The sequence below is a fragment of the Variovorax brevis genome (assembly GCF_030317105.1).
GTDB lineage: Bacteria > Pseudomonadota > Gammaproteobacteria > Burkholderiales > Burkholderiaceae_C > Variovorax > Variovorax brevis.
The window spans coordinates 141497-158856 of the sequence record NZ_JASZYG010000011.1; the positions used below are offsets into that span (position 1 = coordinate 141497).

The 17360-nt window shown below is 64.1% G+C and carries 10 protein-coding genes and 1 pseudogene; 10 read left to right on the forward strand and 1 reads right to left on the reverse strand.

Annotated elements, in window-relative coordinates:
• Together QTI66_RS28540 and QTI66_RS39955 are read left to right on the forward strand one after the other, a co-directional pair.
• On the forward strand, positions 1 to 255 hold the full coding sequence (locus tag QTI66_RS28540; protein ID WP_286563584.1) for a DUF2783 domain-containing protein: 255 nt from the start codon (positions 1 to 3) through the stop codon (positions 253 to 255).
• 27 nt (positions 256 to 282) lie between these two features.
• A pseudogene (locus QTI66_RS39955) lies at positions 283 to 1370 on the forward strand (alkene reductase).
• A gap of 335 nt (positions 1371 to 1705) precedes the next feature.
• On the opposite strand, the gene QTI66_RS28555 reads toward QTI66_RS39955, so the two are convergent.
• On the reverse strand, positions 1706 to 3349 hold the full coding sequence (locus QTI66_RS28555) for an ISL3 family transposase (protein WP_286563588.1): 1644 nt from the start codon (positions 3347 to 3349) through the stop codon (positions 1706 to 1708).
• Positions 3350 to 4007: 658 nt separating this feature from the next.
• Here QTI66_RS28555 and QTI66_RS28560 point away from each other — a divergent pair.
• Genes QTI66_RS28560 through QTI66_RS28595 form a run of 8 tightly spaced genes read left to right on the forward strand, consistent with a single transcriptional unit; the run spans position 4008 to position 17360 of the window.
• Complete coding sequence (locus QTI66_RS28560; protein WP_286563589.1) at positions 4008 to 5051, forward strand: hypothetical protein; 1044 nt, start codon at positions 4008 to 4010, stop codon at positions 5049 to 5051.
• 27 nt (positions 5052 to 5078) lie between these two features.
• Positions 5079 to 6296 carry an alpha-xenorhabdolysin family binary toxin subunit A gene (locus QTI66_RS28565; RefSeq protein WP_286563590.1) on the forward strand — a complete coding sequence of 406 codons (1218 nt, stop codon included), beginning with the start codon at positions 5079 to 5081 and terminating at the stop codon, positions 6294 to 6296.
• 42 nt (positions 6297 to 6338) lie between these two features.
• Positions 6339 to 7382: an alpha-xenorhabdolysin family binary toxin subunit B gene (locus tag QTI66_RS28570; RefSeq protein ID WP_286563591.1), complete on the forward strand. Its 1044-nt coding sequence runs from the start codon at positions 6339 to 6341 to the stop codon at positions 7380 to 7382.
• Positions 7383 to 7419: 37 nt separating this feature from the next.
• Positions 7420 to 8808, forward strand: coding sequence for a hypothetical protein (locus QTI66_RS28575; RefSeq protein ID WP_286563593.1), 1389 nt, complete (start codon positions 7420 to 7422; stop codon positions 8806 to 8808).
• A gap of 21 nt (positions 8809 to 8829) precedes the next feature.
• Positions 8830 to 10083, forward strand: coding sequence for a hypothetical protein (locus tag QTI66_RS28580; RefSeq protein WP_286563595.1), 1254 nt, complete (start codon positions 8830 to 8832; stop codon positions 10081 to 10083).
• Between the two features lie 30 nt (positions 10084 to 10113).
• On the forward strand, positions 10114 to 11682 hold the full coding sequence (locus tag QTI66_RS28585; protein ID WP_286563596.1) for a hypothetical protein: 1569 nt from the start codon (positions 10114 to 10116) through the stop codon (positions 11680 to 11682).
• Between the two features lie 44 nt (positions 11683 to 11726).
• On the forward strand, positions 11727 to 14096 hold the full coding sequence (locus QTI66_RS28590) for a hypothetical protein (protein WP_286563598.1): 2370 nt from the start codon (positions 11727 to 11729) through the stop codon (positions 14094 to 14096).
• 27 nt (positions 14097 to 14123) lie between these two features.
• Positions 14124 to 17360: a DUF7379 domain-containing protein gene (locus tag QTI66_RS28595; protein WP_286563599.1), complete on the forward strand. Its 3237-nt coding sequence runs from the start codon at positions 14124 to 14126 to the stop codon at positions 17358 to 17360.

Sequence of the window (17360 nt, forward strand, 5' to 3'; positions counted from 1 at the left end):
ATGGCCGAGAAGCAATCCCGATCAGACCAGGTGAACGGCTTGAACACCCACCCCAACCTTGGCGATTCCGACGAGTTCTATCGGGCGCTGATCGACTGCCACGACGGACTCACGGCTGCCGAAAGCCACTCGCTCAACGCCAGGCTCCTATTGCTGCTGTCGAATCACATCGGGTCGCTCGATGTACTCCGGCAAGCCATGGAACTGGCGCGCGCGAACACCGTCGACGGGCACTCGACGCCCTCGACCGATTGACATCAACCCATCACTCGTGGACACATCATGCCGACACTCTTCGACTCCTTGACCCTTGGCGAACTGACGCTGCCAAACCGCGTCGCGATGGCAGCCCTGACACGCTCGCGTGCCGATGCGCACGGCGTTCCTGGCGAGCTCAATGCAACCTACTACGCGCAACGCGCAGGCATGGGGCTGATCATCACGGAAGGGACGAACATCAGTCCGCGCTCCAATGCATTCGAGCGCGCCCCGGGGCTCTGGACCCAGGATCAGGTCAAGGGCTGGAGAAATGTGACGGACGCCGTGCATCAGGCGGGCGGCCGGATCTTTGCGCAGCTCTGGCACAGTGGTCGGGCGAGCGCCGCGGGACTGCTGGGAGGTCAACCGCCGCTTTCGCCCTCGGGGGTGAATGACGACCTGTCGCAACTCGGTGTCTATGGTCTCCTTGCCAACGGTCACTATGTTCCGTTGCTTGCAACACCGTCGAAAGCCATGTCACTCGAGGAAACACGGTGACCGAATATCGGACTGCGGCGGCAAACGCCCGCGACGCTGGTTTCGATGGTGTGGAGATACACGCGGCCAACGGCTACCTGCCGCATCAGTTCCTGTCGCCTACGACAAATCAGCGCACCGATGCGTATGGCGGGTCTCTAGCCAATCGGCTACGATTCCTGCGCGAAGTGTTCGAAGCCATTGCCAACGAGCTGCCCCCGGGCCGGATCGGCGTGCGCGTCTCACCCTACGCGCTTTACAACAACACCCGCGACCCGAACCCGGCGGAAACCTACGCGGCGGTTGCCTCGCTGCTTGACTCGCTTCAGGCCGCCTACCTCCATTTCGCCGACATGAACGGCTGGTTTGGCGCGCCTGACCTTGACAAGATCCTTGCAGTCTTGCGTCCGAATTTCAGAGGCGTGCTCGTCGCCAATGGCGGCATCGACTCCGAGCAGGCATCTGGCCTGGTCCAGCGCGGCGACGTGCAGATGGTCGCATTCGGCCGCTTCGCCATGGCCAACCCAGATCTTGTCGAGCGGCTTCAACGTGGCGTGCCCCTTGACGCCGTTCGTTCGACGGGTTGGTACCACGGAGGCGCGGTTGACTACACCGACTACGCCTGCGCAACTTGAATCGACCCGAACGCATCGGGTTATCTCCACACCAAAAGGAGACTCGTAGAAAAAAGCAAATGTGTCACCGGCCCAGCAGGGCTTCCTCCTCCGACACGCGAGTCTTCAGTGACACATTTGCGGGTCTTCCGCACTTTGTGTGACGCGGATGTGGCGTGTGCATCTGTGCATCCGTGATCGGCGAGGAATATTCAAAGGGCTCAGGTCTCCGTAACTGGCACGGGCCGGTCCTTTGGCTATCCAATCCGCGAGCGCAGGCGGTTCGGCGGTTCGTGCACAGTCGCCGGTCTTATCGATGGGCCGCGGTCGGCAATATCGATGCACGCGTTCGTGCGTCAGTTCTGGCCCAGAACTCGCAGCCGTAGCAACTCGACGCTTGCCCGTCCGTACATCTCGCGCTTGAGGAACTTCAAGCGGTTGACATGGCCCTCCGTCTGGCCGTTGCTCCACGGCAGCGTGAAGGCCGCCCGCACGGCGGCTAGGTCGTTGCGCAAGCTCTTCGCGAAACTTCGCATCTCGGGCGCGCTGCACTTCGACAAACGCTCAAGCCAACGATCGAACTCCCGAGGACGGCGCCGGTGCATGAGTCCAAGGAACTCACGCGCAAGGCTGCGGACCTCGGCGACCACCGGTTCGATCTTGCACAGCGCCTGCACGAACCGCTCGTGATCAACATGCTTGGGCTCTTTGAATGCCAGCTTTCTCCATCCCACCAGCCAGCCGAATGCGCGCCGGGCCGACGGAGATGGCAGGGTGCGTACAGGAGCGACGGCCGACGCGGGCTTGCCCTGCGGAGACAGCAGGCGCGCGACGCAGCCGAGCACAGTGGCGCGACAGCCGGTATAGCCCCGCTGCCGGACTTCCTGCCAGATCAGCGTCGGACAGTGGCAGCCTTGGGCAATCCGCTCCTCGATATAGCGCCGGTGGGCATCCAACGGGGTTGGACCCCGCGCCCTCGGTGCGCGCTCCGGAAAGGCGCTGCTGGTGACGAACTTGCGCACGGTTCGATAGTCGATCGACAGTTCGCGCGCGATGCCTTTCACGGTGCCGCCCTGGGTGCGCAGCGTCATCACCTTCTCGTACAACGCCAGACGTGCGGCACGCCGGTCATCACTCAGGCGCTGCCATCCGCGAAGTCCAGCGCCTCGCGGCAACCCCTGACGCCCCAGTGTCACACCGCCAACGGTGACCTGCTGCGCCGCCTGGCGCAGTTGCGGTCCCAGTCGATGCAGCATTCTTTCGACGTTGTCGCGCAGATTGCTCAGCAGATGCCAGCGGTCAGAGACCTGGGTGGCTGCCGGGAGTGCAATGTCTGCGGCCTCGGAGTAGGCCCCAGCCCGATCCCGGGCGACGACCCGAATAGAGGGATTGGCACGCATCCAGGCGGCCACTGCAGTCGCTTCACGCCCGGCGAAAACCTCGATCGGCTCGCGACGTTCCAGATCGACGACGATGGTCCCGTAGTGGTGACCCTTGGCAATCGCCCAGTCGTCGATGCCAACGATTCGAGGGAGGTGCTTGCGTCGGGTCACAGCCGATCGGCGCAGCTCCCGCAACACGGTGTCAGCACTGGTGCTCAAACCCAACTCGGCGGCGAGCCTCCTGGCCGCCTCACCACCCAGGGCATGACCCAGTGCATGCAAGGCCCGAGCATGTGATCGGGTGCGACGTTGATGCCGGCCCGCCAACGCGTGGATATCCTCGGCGAATGTTCGACGGGGACAGTCATTGTTCAGGCACTTGAAGCGCCGCGTTTCGACAGAGAGCACGACCTGCTCGTCAAGGACGGGGCGCTCCGCGAGTTGGCGACAGTAGCTTCCGTGCAGACGACCGCTCCAGCACCGGCAGGTCGGACATGGCGCGGCGCGCACGGTACTGCGCGCCTGCACCACCAGATACCCTCGCCGATTGATGCAGCCGACGACGCGCTTGCCCACCCGAGCGAGAACGCGATCGATTACACCGATACCACTGGCCATGTTGCCCAGAGATGAGGTCGACCGGAGACGCAATCAAGCCCTCCCACTTGGGCTTCACACAAAGTGCGGAAGACCCAGACTTACTTTCTTCTACGGCTGAAGGCAGCAGGCCCAACTCCCCGTCTGCGACTACGCCGGCAACTCGAAGCGTCGGCCTCTTGCTTGCATTCCTCGCGAGAGCACTTGGCGGGAAGAATAGTTCGCCAGGAGCAATAGTTGCGCGAGTCATCGACGCGACGCCCGCCGGCCCTGCCTCTAGCGCCTGAACCTCGACTGCACGTCCAGCACGAAATCGTTTTCTTTTGTACCTCCACGCGCGCACCCTGTTTGTGCACAGAGGTCCCGAAAAGGGCGATGCGACTCACTCGGTTGGATGGATTTCCATTGATAGAACGAGTCAGCAATGACGTCGCTGGCGAGTTCTCCATGCAGCAAGTTTTGCGCCGAAATCGTGCGCAACCCACTACTACTTAAGGCAGATGCACATCTTCGTCAGCGACGTGCAGACTCGCGCCCTCGCTTCAAAGTGAACGATCACACCGAAGAAGTCTCCGGACTTCAGCGGGGGGGTGACTCGTCGCAAAAAAGCCCGTGCCAGAGAAGTCTCTGCCGCCTTGACTGAAGGCGACGCGTATCAACGGACATCGATGTAGAAGTCATGACTGCGTCACGTGATCCAGCAATGGTTGTCGGGGCCGAAGCAATCGGCGGTGCGCGGTTCACCAGCGACGATGGCGACAAGATCCGCGACTACGTGAACTATGGGTCGAGTCTGCCCGTGATCCTGCAGGCCGTCGAGGTGTTCGTCGGCTACAAGCGCGCCGGCGTCGCGGGATTGGAGCCTGTCGACCTGCAAGGCCTCTTCGGGCAGATCTGCCAGAACTGCGACGCCTGGGAACCCGCCAGGGACATGATCAGCCGGCAGACGGCAACGCTGATGTCGATCTCCGACAGCGTGGTTCCCTCGGGAGAAGCGCTCATCAAGGCCATCCAGGCAATGCCGCTCTGCGAGAGGATCCGCGCCACGGTCGGCACCGACCTCATCAACCTTCCGCCCCTCCAGATTCCGGATGAGCCCCTGGGCGCGGCGGACGCGCAGGCGAAGAGTCCGCTGGCGGCGCAGTTGGCCAGCCTGCGGGAGACCAACCGCGGACAGGCCGACGACACCGAGGAAGCCATGCGCCTGGTGGAGAGCTTCCGTGGAGGCGTCCAGGTGCTGGAGCCGGTGGTGGCGGGCAAGCGGGTGGCCATCAAGAACTCCAGCCTGGAGAAGGTCGGCAACGAGGTCACGGTGGAACCGACGATCGCGGCCTTGCAGCGCGAGTACGACCGCGCCGTGCAGGCCAGTGGCCCGGGCACGGCCATCGCCGTGGCCAAGCGCGCGGAACTGGACGCGGCGATCCAGACGCTCAAGAGCCAGATGGACGTCTACCGCGGCAGGCAACGGGTGACCTACACGATGGGCCGCCTGTTCGTTCACTTCACCGAACTGGGCCTGGTGATGCTCGACGCCGAAACGGCGCTGGGCCATCTCTGGCTCGCTTGGCGAGAGGCCGGCACGGCGCTGGAGAACGCCGGCGAGCGCTTCGAAAGCATCGACAGCAGCAGGAAGCTCCTGGGTTTTCTCAGCGACTTCCAGACGGTGATCAACAACTGGAAGCTCGTTCAGAACAGGGCGGCGGAGCTCCATGGGATCTTTTGAACTTCACTCAACACAGGAGTAGACAACATGGCTCAAGCACAGGTGGTACCCGAAAGAACCATCCAGCCCAGCGAGGTCGCGACCACGGCCTTGAAACTGCTCACGGCCACCGAAACGGGTGTGGCAAGACCAGGCGGGATCTTCACCAAGGAAGACCTGATCAACATCAAGCTCTACGCCAAGAAGGGCCTGAGCCTGCCGCAGAAGCAGCCCGAGGTCGAGGGCTACATCGGCTACCAATCCAGCGGCATCGCGGGCCTGGAGCCGCCGGAGATCACGGACCTGTTCCAGCAGATCGGCAAGCATTGCCTGGGTTGGGACGGCGTGCAGCAGTCCGTGGTCGACCAGGGCATCGAGCTCAAGGGATTTTCCGGGCGCTTCGTGACCACGGGCGAAGGGCTCCTGGGCAACATCAAGGAATGGCCCTTCGGCAAGCGTGTGCTGAAGACGCTGGGTGACGTCTCCGGCGAAAAGCTCGAGGACATCACCTACGGACCCGAGGACAAGGAGATCGCGCAGGCCCTGGGCGAGATCCTGGACCTGATGCGCAAGGACGTCGACCTGCAACAGGCCAAGACCCTCGCGGTGAAGAAGGGCGTCAGCGACTACCGCATCGTGCTCGTGGGCGGCAAGCTGTCGACCGGCATGGAAACCCCCGGACTGGAGCCCCAGGTCGCCCGCAAGCGCAAGACCATGGTGGACAACAAGCTGACGGAAACGATCAAGGCGGACGAGGATTCCCTGAATGAAAAAGAAGGGCGCATCACCCAGCTCAAGAAGGACTACGACAAGTACGTCGGGCTCGCCTTCACGGGTGCCGCGGGCGGCATCATCGGCCTGGCGATCACCGGCGGCATCTTCGGCGCCAAGGCCGAGGCGGCGCGCAAGGAACGCAACCAGCTGATCGACGAGGTTCGCGCCCTGAAGGAAAAAGTGACCAGCGCGAGGAAGCTCCAGAAGGCGATCGAGACGCTGTCGCTCGACTTCAGCGACATCGGCACGCGCATGCTCGACGCCGAAACCGCGATGGGGCACCTCGAGTACATGTGGTCGTCGATCCTCAGCCTGATCGAGAACTCCCAGAACGAATGGAAGAACATCGACAACGGGATGAAGATGAGCACGTTCATCACGTCCTTCCAGAGCGTCGTCAACCCCTGGAAGACGGTGGGCGACTTGTCCGGCGACCTCATGAAGATCATCGATGAGGGACTGGCCGAATACAAGCAGCGGTACGGGTCCTGAGGGCGCCGCTGAACAAGACGCCCAACACCAAGGAGATTGAACATGTCAAATGTCACGCCCATCGCGACAGCGGTGACCAGCTATGCCGAGCCGGACTTCAACCTGATCGTGCAATCCACCAAGGACATCTCGCGGCTGGCCGTCTTCCAGACGGACAAGATGATGGCCGTCATGGACAAAGCGCAACGCGCGTCCGGTTATGCACTCGGCCTGGACAAGGCCTTGGGGGACCAACTGGTGGCCGTGTCGACCAAGGCGCAGAGCCTCGATTTCTCGGAGATCTTCAGCCAGATCGAAGAGATCGACGGTGAAATCGCCAAGGGCAAGCTTTCGCCTTCCGAGGTCAAGGCCGCCAAGGAAGCGCGCGAGGAGCAGGAAGGACTGTTCGCCCAGCGAATCGTCGATCTCAAGGCGACATTGCGGGGGGCCGCATCCCAGTTGAACCAGAAGGCGGCCGAGGTGCGCGGCGTCGTCCTGGCCGAACGCACGCAGGAGACCTTGACGCAGCAGGAACAACGCCGGCCGGAACTGGTGAAGGCCATTGCGGACAAGCGGGACGAGTGGAAGAGCCTCGACGCCGACCGCAAGAAGATCATCGATGCGCAGGACGTGATCCGGGCGCGGGGTCTCATCGACATCTACAAGGACTACATCCCCAAGGACCTGGAGAAGGTCGACCTGAAGAAGCCGGAAGCCGAGGCGATCCGCCTGGGTGTGGAGTTGCTGAAGAAGATCATGGGCGAGGTCTCGGAAGGCTTCAAGTACTCGGACCTCGCCGACCAGCGCAAGGTGTTCGACGGCAAGATCGAACAGCTCGATCGCGACATCCAGGGGCTGGTGGCCGAGCAGCGCGCGAATGACGCGCTGATCAGCGATCTCTCGGCCGTGATGGCCATCGACGCAAAGAGGAACGACCTGGTGGGCGAGGCCAACAAGGTGCCGGTGGCGCTGACCGGCTTCGCCGCCGAACTCGACGCGCTCAACGGGCCCGCGGTGACCGAGGCCAGCGTCAGCAAGGTCATGCGCTCCATCACGACCTATACGGCGAACTGCCTGGATGCGCGCAACCGCGTCGTCATCACCTGAAGTCCAGCACCCCACAGTCGACAGAAAGGAAAGAGACATGACACCCGATCAGGAAAAGAGCGTGCTCGCAACCCTCTACGACCGCCTCTACGACGCGTTGACCTACGTTCCCGGCGGCGGCAAGACGGGCGACTTCGACAAGGCCACGACGCTCTTGCAGATGACGAAGAACTACGTGCTCAACCCCGCCGACTTCCGCAACGCGATCAGTTCAATCAATCCCGCGGGCACGCAGACGACGGCCTACGCGTTCTCCGCGATGGTCGATGCCGTGCCCGCCGTGGGCCCGGAATGGGCGGACTCCGGCAAGAAGGTCTCCCTCACCTTCAAGGGCATCGTCGACGGCGCCAACGCGGAGAACAAGGAAGACCCCGAGGCCAGGACTTTGTATGACAAGGCCTATGCCTTCCTGAACGCGACCACGTCGATCCCCAATGTCGTGGGGCCGCCGACCGTGTCATCCGGGCCTTCGCCCATCGCACTGAGCTATGACCAGAACCAGACGGCCTACGTCAATGCCATCGGGGGCTACCGGCTCGCCTACAACGGCTACGACCTCAGCAAGATCGACGACCAGCGCAAGTGGCAGGCGGTGGCACCGGGCTTGCAGAACACGGTCGACCAGTCCTGGAACAAGTGGGTGCGCGAAGGAAAGCAGAACGTCGAAACGGCCGAGAACCTCTTGCGCACCAGCATCAACAACGCGATTTCCGCCGCGATCCGGCAGGCGCAGGACGGGATGGGCGACCAGAATGCCATGGCCGCACTGACCGGCACCGGGGACAAGTGGTTTCTCTCCCATGCCATGCCGACCAACTGGTGCGAGCCGACCTGCCGGGGCTCGCAACTGACGCTCTCCAGCAAGTCCCTGGCGACCCAGAGCAGCGAGCAGGCCACCGAGTATTCGAGCCATTCCAAGGGCATCTTCTGGTGGGGAAGCCGCTCGACAAACGGCAAGACCGAAGGCGAATCCACGAGCATGCAGGCCAGCGAGTTCGAACTGACAGCCGAACTCATCATCGTGCGGATCAGGCGCCCGTGGCTCAACAACGTGCTGTTCTCGATGACGGACTGGTCGGCCAAAGGCATTGCCCCGAACGGCATCTCCAACGGTCAGCTCAAGGGCAATGAGAGCGCCATGCTCCCGTTGATTCCGACGGCCTTCATCGTCGCGAAGGACGTGACCATCAAGGCCAACTTCACGGACCAGGATACGAAGCGCTTCTCCTCCGAGAAGACCGACGAATCCTCCTGGGGTTGGGGCTGGGGGCCCTTCAGCGGCGGGGGAACGTACTTCAAGAACAAGGAAAAGGGCGACACCTTCAAGTCGACCTTCTCCAACGGCGTGCTGAAGCTGCCGGGCCTGCAAGTGGTGGCATGGGTCAGCAGCATCACGCCGCCCTCGCCACCGAAGGCCGCCAAGTAAGCCGGCGCGGACCGCAGCGCCATGGCGATGCTCGACTCCATTGCGGCGTCGCTGGAAAGCGCCGTCCGCGAATCGGCCCCGCCGACGCGCGGTGTCGCCGTCCGCACGGCCAGGCCCGTCCTGCAGCTCAACCGCTTTCCGGTCACGCTCGATCCGGCCCAGTACCGGAATGCGCGTTCAGGCAGCCGACCCGGTGGCGACCTCAATCCCCTGTTCGCGTTTCGCGAACTCGTCGATGTGATGCCCGCTTTCACGCGCAACTACTCGGGGTCTGTCGGATCGATCGAGAAGATCTACGAGGCGCTGCTCACGGGCGCTTCGGTGGACGGCGATGCCCCCTTTGCGGCCAGCGTCGTGGGCGAGGCGAGGCAGCGCTTTGCGTCGGAGACCTTTGCCCGGTCGGACGGCATCGCAGGCGTTTGGCGACCCGTCTATGCGACGCCCGACGACTGGTGCGACGCCGGCCCGGAGCGCTTCCAGAGCATCGACATCGACCTCGATGCCCTGGCCACCGACCAGAGTGCGTTCGCGACCATCGGCAGCGACGAAGGACTGGAACTGCGCGTGGGGTCCGATCCGGCGACCGGGAGCGGGAGCACCGGCACGAAGGTGCGCAATGTCCGCATCGAATACCTGCTCGTGGGACTGCGCAGGTCGTGGCTGCACCCGCTGCTGTTCGAAACCAGCGACTGGTTCCTGTCGGGCCAGGATGCCGGCTTCTGTTCCTCGGGCGACCTGGGCGTGAATGACGGCGTGCTGCCACTGGTCACCAACGGCTTGCTGCTGGGCAGGAACATCGATGTCTCGGCGGACTGGAGCGCTGCCGACGCCTCCAGGCTGAACCGTGCGAAGTCCGACGGAAAGCCTGTATCGCTCGGGCCGTTCCTGCTGTCTTCGCCCGGCGTGGCGGACTCGACGCTGCAAGTGATCGGCTGGACCAGCGACCTGGTGCCGTTCTCGCCCAAGATGACGAAGAACAAGGCGGGGTCGATCCACGTCGACAACATGGGCGGCTTCGCCGTGCGCTTTTCCGTTGAATGGAACGAAGGCGCCACGCGCCACGAACAGCACTCCGGCACCTTCCCGGTCATGGCGGCCAAGGAAATCGGCTTGCCCGTCAACGCGACCAAGATCCTCGTGACGATCGACGTCATGACGGCGCCATGGCCCCTCGAAACGTGGAAGACCGTCTCAGCGCTGCCTTTCGACAAGCCGGTGGTGAAGAAGTACGTGCTGTCGGGCGTCACGCTGAATCCCGTCCTCAAGGAAGCATGACTCGCTCGATGAGCGAAAGGAGCATCAATCATGGCTGCAAAGCGCCTGCGCCTGGCGGACTTCAATGCCAAGCGACTTCGCGAGGGTTGGAACCGCATCGAGGAGATGAGTGAATTTTCGGCGTTCAGCAATTTCGTGAACTACGCAGGGAACGCCAGCAACCAGCGCTTCGGCGAGCAGGTGATGGCCCAGGTGAAGAAGGCCTGGGTGGAAGTGCAGAAGGAGGCCGGCCCGCAAGCGCCCCAGCAGGGGCCGATCGCCATCTACCTGGACGAGAGCGCCAGCCAGAAGTTCGTGTCGCTCTGGAAGAAGGCGGAGGATCTCGTCCTGGTGTGGTCCTTTGCGAATCCGCCGGTTCGCACTTTCCGGCGCACCAAGGGCATCGTCAGCGACAACGGCGATCCTGAACGCGAAGCGGACGTCATCATGACGGCGGTGGCCCTGGGTTTTGCCGCGACGTACATCGCAGACAGCGGCCAGGCGATCCAGTTCGACATGGATCCCCTCGAAGGGTCCAAGGAACCGCAGAAGCTGCAGGACTTCGAGGCCGTGGTCGGCAAGATGGATGCCGCCGTCGCCGCGTGGCTGACAAAGAAGGGCAAGATTCCCCAGCAGGTCAAGCCGGGCCTGAGTCCCGGCTACAGCCAGGGCGCCATCATCATGGGGGTCTATGCCCTGGCCGGCAAGGATGCGCCGAAGAGCGTGGCCGCGCCCGTGCTGTCGCCCAAGGGCCAGGCCCTGTGGGACAAGATCCGGACCCTGGGCGTGTCGCAGTACACGGGGCGGGGCGCCTACACGGGCTTCGTCGACAACAAGAACACCGAGGGCGACACCGAGCCGGTCGGGCCGCGTTCGACCGCGCGTTTCCGTGCCCTGGCCCCACAGAGCGACGCCGACCCGCATCCGCGCTGGCTGCCACCGGCGGAAAGCCCGCTGTGGGAAAAGAGAAAGCGTGCCGGCCTCGACTCGCACGTGCCCTGGGGCTTGATCGGCGGCGAGAACGCCGGCGAGCCGCGCGCCGAAACCGGCTGCGGGGCAGTCAACGTGGCGGACTTCATCACGGTGTCGATGCGCAACGCCGGCATGGTGTTCGAAAGCGACATCGGTCCGGATGACATCGCGCAGTACACGCACGGGATGATCCAGGCCATCTACAAGGCCTACCACCTCGGCCCGAGCTGCGAACCCTACGAGATCGCCGTGGGCGACGTCACGAAGAAGATGGCCTCGTGCCTGACCTGCACGCTGTTCATGAACGCGACGGGCTATCCGCCCACGTCGATCCACCTGGGGCGCGGCGAATCCTGGGCACCGCTGTACCAGCCGTACAACCCCGGCGGCGCTGCCGGCGCGCACGAAGCGGAAGTCATTCGCGACCTCAACAATTCCTGGTACGCGAAGTGCCTGGAGTGGCTGCAGGCGGGACTGGCCATCCTCGATGACGCGCACATCACGCCGGACCACCAGGCCAGCCGCGAAGCGGTGGGCCACTACCTCAACGCGTATCGGGCCGACCCCACCGTTGGCGGCGTGCTCGTGCTCGATGCCGTGACCATTCACGCAGGCGAACTCGACCGGATCAGCCGGACCCTGAAGTAGCCCGCTCCCGTCATCAGTCATTCGTTCCGGAAAGGACGGTTCCCATGCCTGCAAAGCGCTCCAGCATTTCCGACTTCCAGCAGCGGCGCTCCCGGGAGGGTTGGACGCCCGTCGCCGAATACGCCGACTTCCAGGGCTTTGCCAACTTCAAGCGCTACTCCGGCGACAAGGCGCATGCCCGCTTCGGGGCTTATGCGATGGGGCAGGTCGCCAAGTTCTACCCGGAGGTCGAGCGCGAGGCCGGCCCGGGTGCCTCCAATCAAGGTCCGATCACGGTCCTGCTGGACGAAGGCGAAAGCCAGTTCTTCGTCTCGATCGTCAGGAAGGCCGAGGGCTACGTGCTGACCTGGTCGTGCCTCAAGAAGGATCCGGATCAGCCCGTCGGACCCGTGCTCGATGGCGCGGGCTGTCTCAGCAAGCTCGGGCTTCTCGCGCTGGGCAAGCGACAGGATGTGCGCTTGCCCATGCCCGAGCAGGAAGACAAGGCCTTCATGTGGAAGGCGCCTTCCTTCCACCCGCTGCAAGTGCTGGAAAACGCCTACCAGCGCGTGGTCCGCAAGGCGGGACACGACGCCGAATCCGACCAGGTGCAAGCGCAGACGGACGCGCTCTCGAAGTACTTCATCCAGGAACCGGCATCGCCGGAGCTGTTCGAGTACAAGCCCCTCGACGAGTTCGACGGCGCGCACCTTGCCGCAGTGAAGATGAATCACCTGATCGATTCGTTCTACCTCTTTCGGCTGCTCGTCAATTTCCGCGTGGAGGCGGATCAGGTCACCGAAGACCTGCGTGCGGAACTGAGCGGCGACCTGACCAAGCTGCTGCACAACGGCGACAAGACCAAGATGCAGTGGCTCTCCGACTGGCTGACGATCAAGATCGGCGAACTGGGCGCCAGGGCCAACGCCTTGAATACCAAAGGCCAGCAGCGGGTCATCTTCTTCCTGAAGGGCGGACGGGCGCTCAACTATTTCCTGGGCACGCCCGAGAAGGGCGAGAACGACTGGGACACGCAGGTGGTCATCAATCCGAACCTGTCGGCGCAGGAGTGGTATGCGTGCCTGGCCGAAGTCCACGATGCCATGCTCCTCTCCCTGAAGACTTTCAAGACGGAGTTCACGCAACTCGTCCAAGACAATGCGCCGCAGTTCTCGCAGTACCTCGCGGCGGTGGCCGGTCCGCAGGAAGTCGACGATGAAGAGATCGACGAGCATGAAGCGGGCGACGTCGACAGCCTCAAGGAACATGCCAACTGCAAGGCCGAGCTGATCGACATCGGCCTGCCGCGGCGCGACTCACCCTCGGCCCTGGAGGAATGGACGCACCTGAGCGCGCCCGGTGCCCTGTTGCAATCCAACGGCGTCATCTATCCGCACCGCGAGTACTACCTCAACGAGTACCTCATGATGGTGCGCGACGCCTTCACCAGCGACGAGGTGAGGAAGGCGCCCAAGCGCATCACGCGGCTCGGCCTGATCCTGCAGAGCGACCGGGGCCGGGAACAACCCTCGCCGGCGCAGGCCAAGCGCCTGGCGGCGCTGCCCGGCACGGCCGCCATGCTCGACGCCTTGGACAACAAGGGCAAGCAGGAGCTGTTCAGGCTCATCGTCGCGCAGTTCGTCGAGGCCTACAACCTTCATCAGGACACGGAACTCGCTGCGCATTTCGACAAGGAATGCACGGCGATGATCGCCAGGCCACCGGCACTCCCGCCCACGCTCGATGCCTTGCTCGACGCCGGACAAAAGGAAGCCGCGTCGATCGTCGGCGTCGCCCACGCGCTGTCGGTGCAAATGGACGCGCACTGGACCAGCCGGAACCAGTTCTTCGAAACGCAGCTGCCGTTCTTCACCGACCTCGTCCAGACGCTTTCGGCGCAGACCAGCCGCGGACTCCTGCGTGTGGGGGCCCAGTTCGCGGTGGCAGGCAGCTACGCGGCCCGCTTGCACGCCAGGCACCTGCGCATCCAGGTCGACGGCCTGGAGCCGATCCGCCGCATCCTCATCAAGCTGCAGTGCATCCAGGGCAGCAACAAGCAGGATGTGATGAATGCCGTTCGCGATGACATCCGCAAGGCGGCGCAGGCGACGAAGAAGCTGCGGGTTGCCGAGGTGTCCGAGCCCGACAAGCAGAACCTGTTGATCTACTGGAACGAGAAGGTGCAGATCGGCAACCTGAGCTATGCCCCTCTGGTCATGAAGGTGCGCGTTGCCGAGCAGAAGGGCGCGCAACTCCCGGTGCTCGCGTCCATCGAGGCGATGCCCGTGCTCGATCCGCGCTACCTCGTGGCGGACTACCTGAAGAAGACCTCGAAGATCGACGAACGCGGCGCAAGGCAGGTGCTGGCATCCGCGACCGCGGCGGTGTCCGAGATGCTCTCCAAGTTCGACATCGAGTCCGACGATCCGGATTGATCCTTTCCACCCGAGGAGCTTGCTGCGATGCCTCGCCTTCATGCGCTTCTGGTCGGCATCAACGACTACCCCGCCGAAGTGGGAAAGCTGGCGGGCTGTCTCAATGACGTTGACCATTTCCACGACTACCTGCGCAGCAGCTTCGATGCTTCCTCGCTCGCGGTCGAGGTGCTGAAGGACCACGACGCGACCCGCGACAACATCATCCGGCAGTTTCGCGCGCACCTGGGCCAGGCCGGCGAGGACGACGTTGCGCTCTTCCACTACTGCGGTCACGGCGCACGCTGGGCCTCGGCCGGCGCCTTTCGCGAGTTCTATCCAGACGGCAAGGACGAAGGGCTGGTCTGCATCGACAGTCGCAAGCCGGGCGGATGGGATCTGGCCGACAAGGAACTGGCGCTGCTCATCGGCGAGGTGGCCAGGAACAACCCGCACCTCGCCGTGATCCTCGATTGCTGCCACTCCGGCTCGGGCACGCGTGGCGCGGACGCCTTTCGCGGCTTGTGTCCGCGGCTCACCTACGAGGTCGGCACCGAGCGGCCGATCGACAGCTACCTCGACGGGCACTACGCGCAGCTCCAACGCAAAGGCACGTCGCTGTCGATTCCGGCGGCAAGGCACATTCTGCTGGCGGCCTGCGAACGCACCCAGCTCGCCCAGGAGACCGCCGACAGGAGCGGCGTCTTTACCAGCACGCTGCTGGAGGTGCTGCGCAAGTCGGGTGGCGACCTGAGCTATGCCGATCTCTTCGTGCGCTGTCGAGCAGCCGTGCGCAAGCGCGCGGACAACCAGAACCCGCAGTTCGAGGCCGCCGGCCACTTCAATGCGGCCAGCGCCTTCCTCAATCGCAGCACCACGCTGGCGGCGCGGCGCTACAGCGTCTACTTCGACCTCGGCAGCTGGAAGATGGAAGGCGGCGCGATCCACGGCCTGCCGACCGAGCCTGAAAAGACGGTCGCGCTGGCGCTCTATCCCGAGGACGATCCCGCGCAGTTGGCCGGCGTCGCCACCGCGGTGCAGGTCGGCGCGCAAAAGAGCGAGCTCCAACTCGACTTCACGGCCGACCCGACGCGGCGCTACCGCGCCGAGATCACCAGCTTGCCCAGCGCGCCGATGCCGCTGTATTTCGCGGGGACTTCCGCTCAGGCGAGCGAGTTGCAGAACGCCATCGATGCGATCGGCAACGTGCCCGTGGCGCTCACCGATGTCGCCCATGCGGCCAGCTACGCCATCGAGGTCGAACCAGGCCGGCTGATGCTCAAGCACCGCGAGACCGGCATGGCCATCCAGGGCGTCGAGGCCGACGCCGCGCGGCCCGCCGAGTCCGCCGCGGCGATGGCACCGATCTTGCGGCACGTGGTGCAGTGGGAGCGCGGCCTCGCGCTGCAGAACCTGCGCACGCGCATGGACACCGCGCTGGTCGACTTCCAGTTCGCCGAGCAGTTGGCCGATGGAACGGAGCATCTGCATCCGTCCACGCAGGTCACGCTTGAATACGCGCCAAAGGCGGGCGCACCGCTGCAACTGCGCGGCAAGCTCAAGGTGCGCAACCGCACGGCCCAGACGCTGCACATGGTGCTGTCGTATTTCTCCGCCGCCTTCGGCATCCACGTGCTGCGCAACGAACCGGTCGAGCCCGGCGAAGGCTTCACGACGCTCTGGGGTGACGACCCCAGCGACTACTTCTATCTTGAAGATGGCGTCAACGAAGCGATCGAGAACTTCAAGCTCATCGTCAGCACCGAGAAGGTGGACGACTTCCTGCTCGGCCAGGAGGCGCTGGAACTGGGGCAGGTGGTGCGCGGCACGCGGGCCATCGGCAGCGTGAAACCCATCGCCAAGATGGTGCACGAGAACGAGTGGTTCACGCGGCTGTGCCGCATCGATGTGATTCGCAGGCTCGACCAGGTCGGCGCGGCGGATGCCACGCTCGCCAAGGGCAGGATCAAGGTCAAGGCGCACGCCAGGGTGAAGGCCGACCTGAGCCTGAGCGCGGCCAAGTCGCCGGCGCGCGGCATGGAAGGCGGTCCCGGCTTCCAGCAGGCGCTGGAGCGCCAGGGCCTGGAGATGCTCAACTTCGCGGCCACGCGTGGCGCCAACGAAAGCATCCTGGAGCTGAGCAACATCGAGAACGCCGCGGCGCTGGCGGATGATCCGCTCCAGATCGAGCTGGACGTGCCACTGGCCGACGACGAGGCGATCCTGCCCGTGGTCTTTGACGGCCGGCATGTGCTGCTCGGCGGCGAGACCTTCAAGGACGAACAGGGCCACACGCAGATCCGCATCGACCACCTGCCTGAAACGATCGAGCAGCGGCGCAGCCTGGGCGGCGCGCTCAAGCTCTACTTCTTCAAGACCTACCTGAAGCAGGATCAGGTCAACCGGCTGCGCTGGATCGAATACCTGCCCGACGGCAGCTTCACTTATCAGAGGAGCGGGGTCGCGGACAAGGTGAGCGCTGCGAAGAACGTCCTGCTGCTGGTGCACGGCATCATCGGCGACACCGAGGGCATGGCCGCGGGTGTGCGCGCCTGCGGGCTCGACAAGCAGTTCGACCTGGTGCTGACCTACGACTACGAGAGCCTCAGCACGCCGATCGAGGAGACCGCGCGAAACCTCAAGGCGCAACTGGCCGCCGCTGGCCTGCAGCAGGGGGACGACAAGCGGCTCACGCTGCTCGTGCATTCCATGGGCGGGCTGGTGTCTCGCTGGTTCATCGAGCGCGAGGGCGGCAAGCAGGTGGTCGACCACCTGGTGATGTGCGGCACGCCGAACAACGGCTCGCCCTTCGGCCGGATCGAGGATGCGCGCAAGGTCATCAACGTGCTGACCGGCCTGTCCATGAACTACGTGCCCTCGCTCATTCCCTTCAGCAGTGCCGTGCTGCTGCTTCTCAACCGCTCCAGGAAGCTGACGCCGGCGCTCGAGCAGATGAACCCCGCCTCGGACTTCATCAAGACGCTCAACCAGAGCGAAGACCCGGGCATTCCTTACTCGATCCTCGCCGGCGATGTGGCGGCCTACAAGGAACCCTCGGACGCCTTCTTTGCGCAGATGCTCGCCAAGGCCGGCCAGAGCTTCCTGTTCGATGCGCTCTTCGCATCCCGGGCCAACGACATTGCGGTCGGCGTCGATAGCATCCTCGGTGTCGCCGGAACGCGTACCATCACCCCGACGCACAAGAATGTCGCCTGCCACCACCTGAACTACTTCAGCTCCGGCACCGGCCAGCAGGCACTCGGCGAAGTGCGCTGGTCAGGGTAG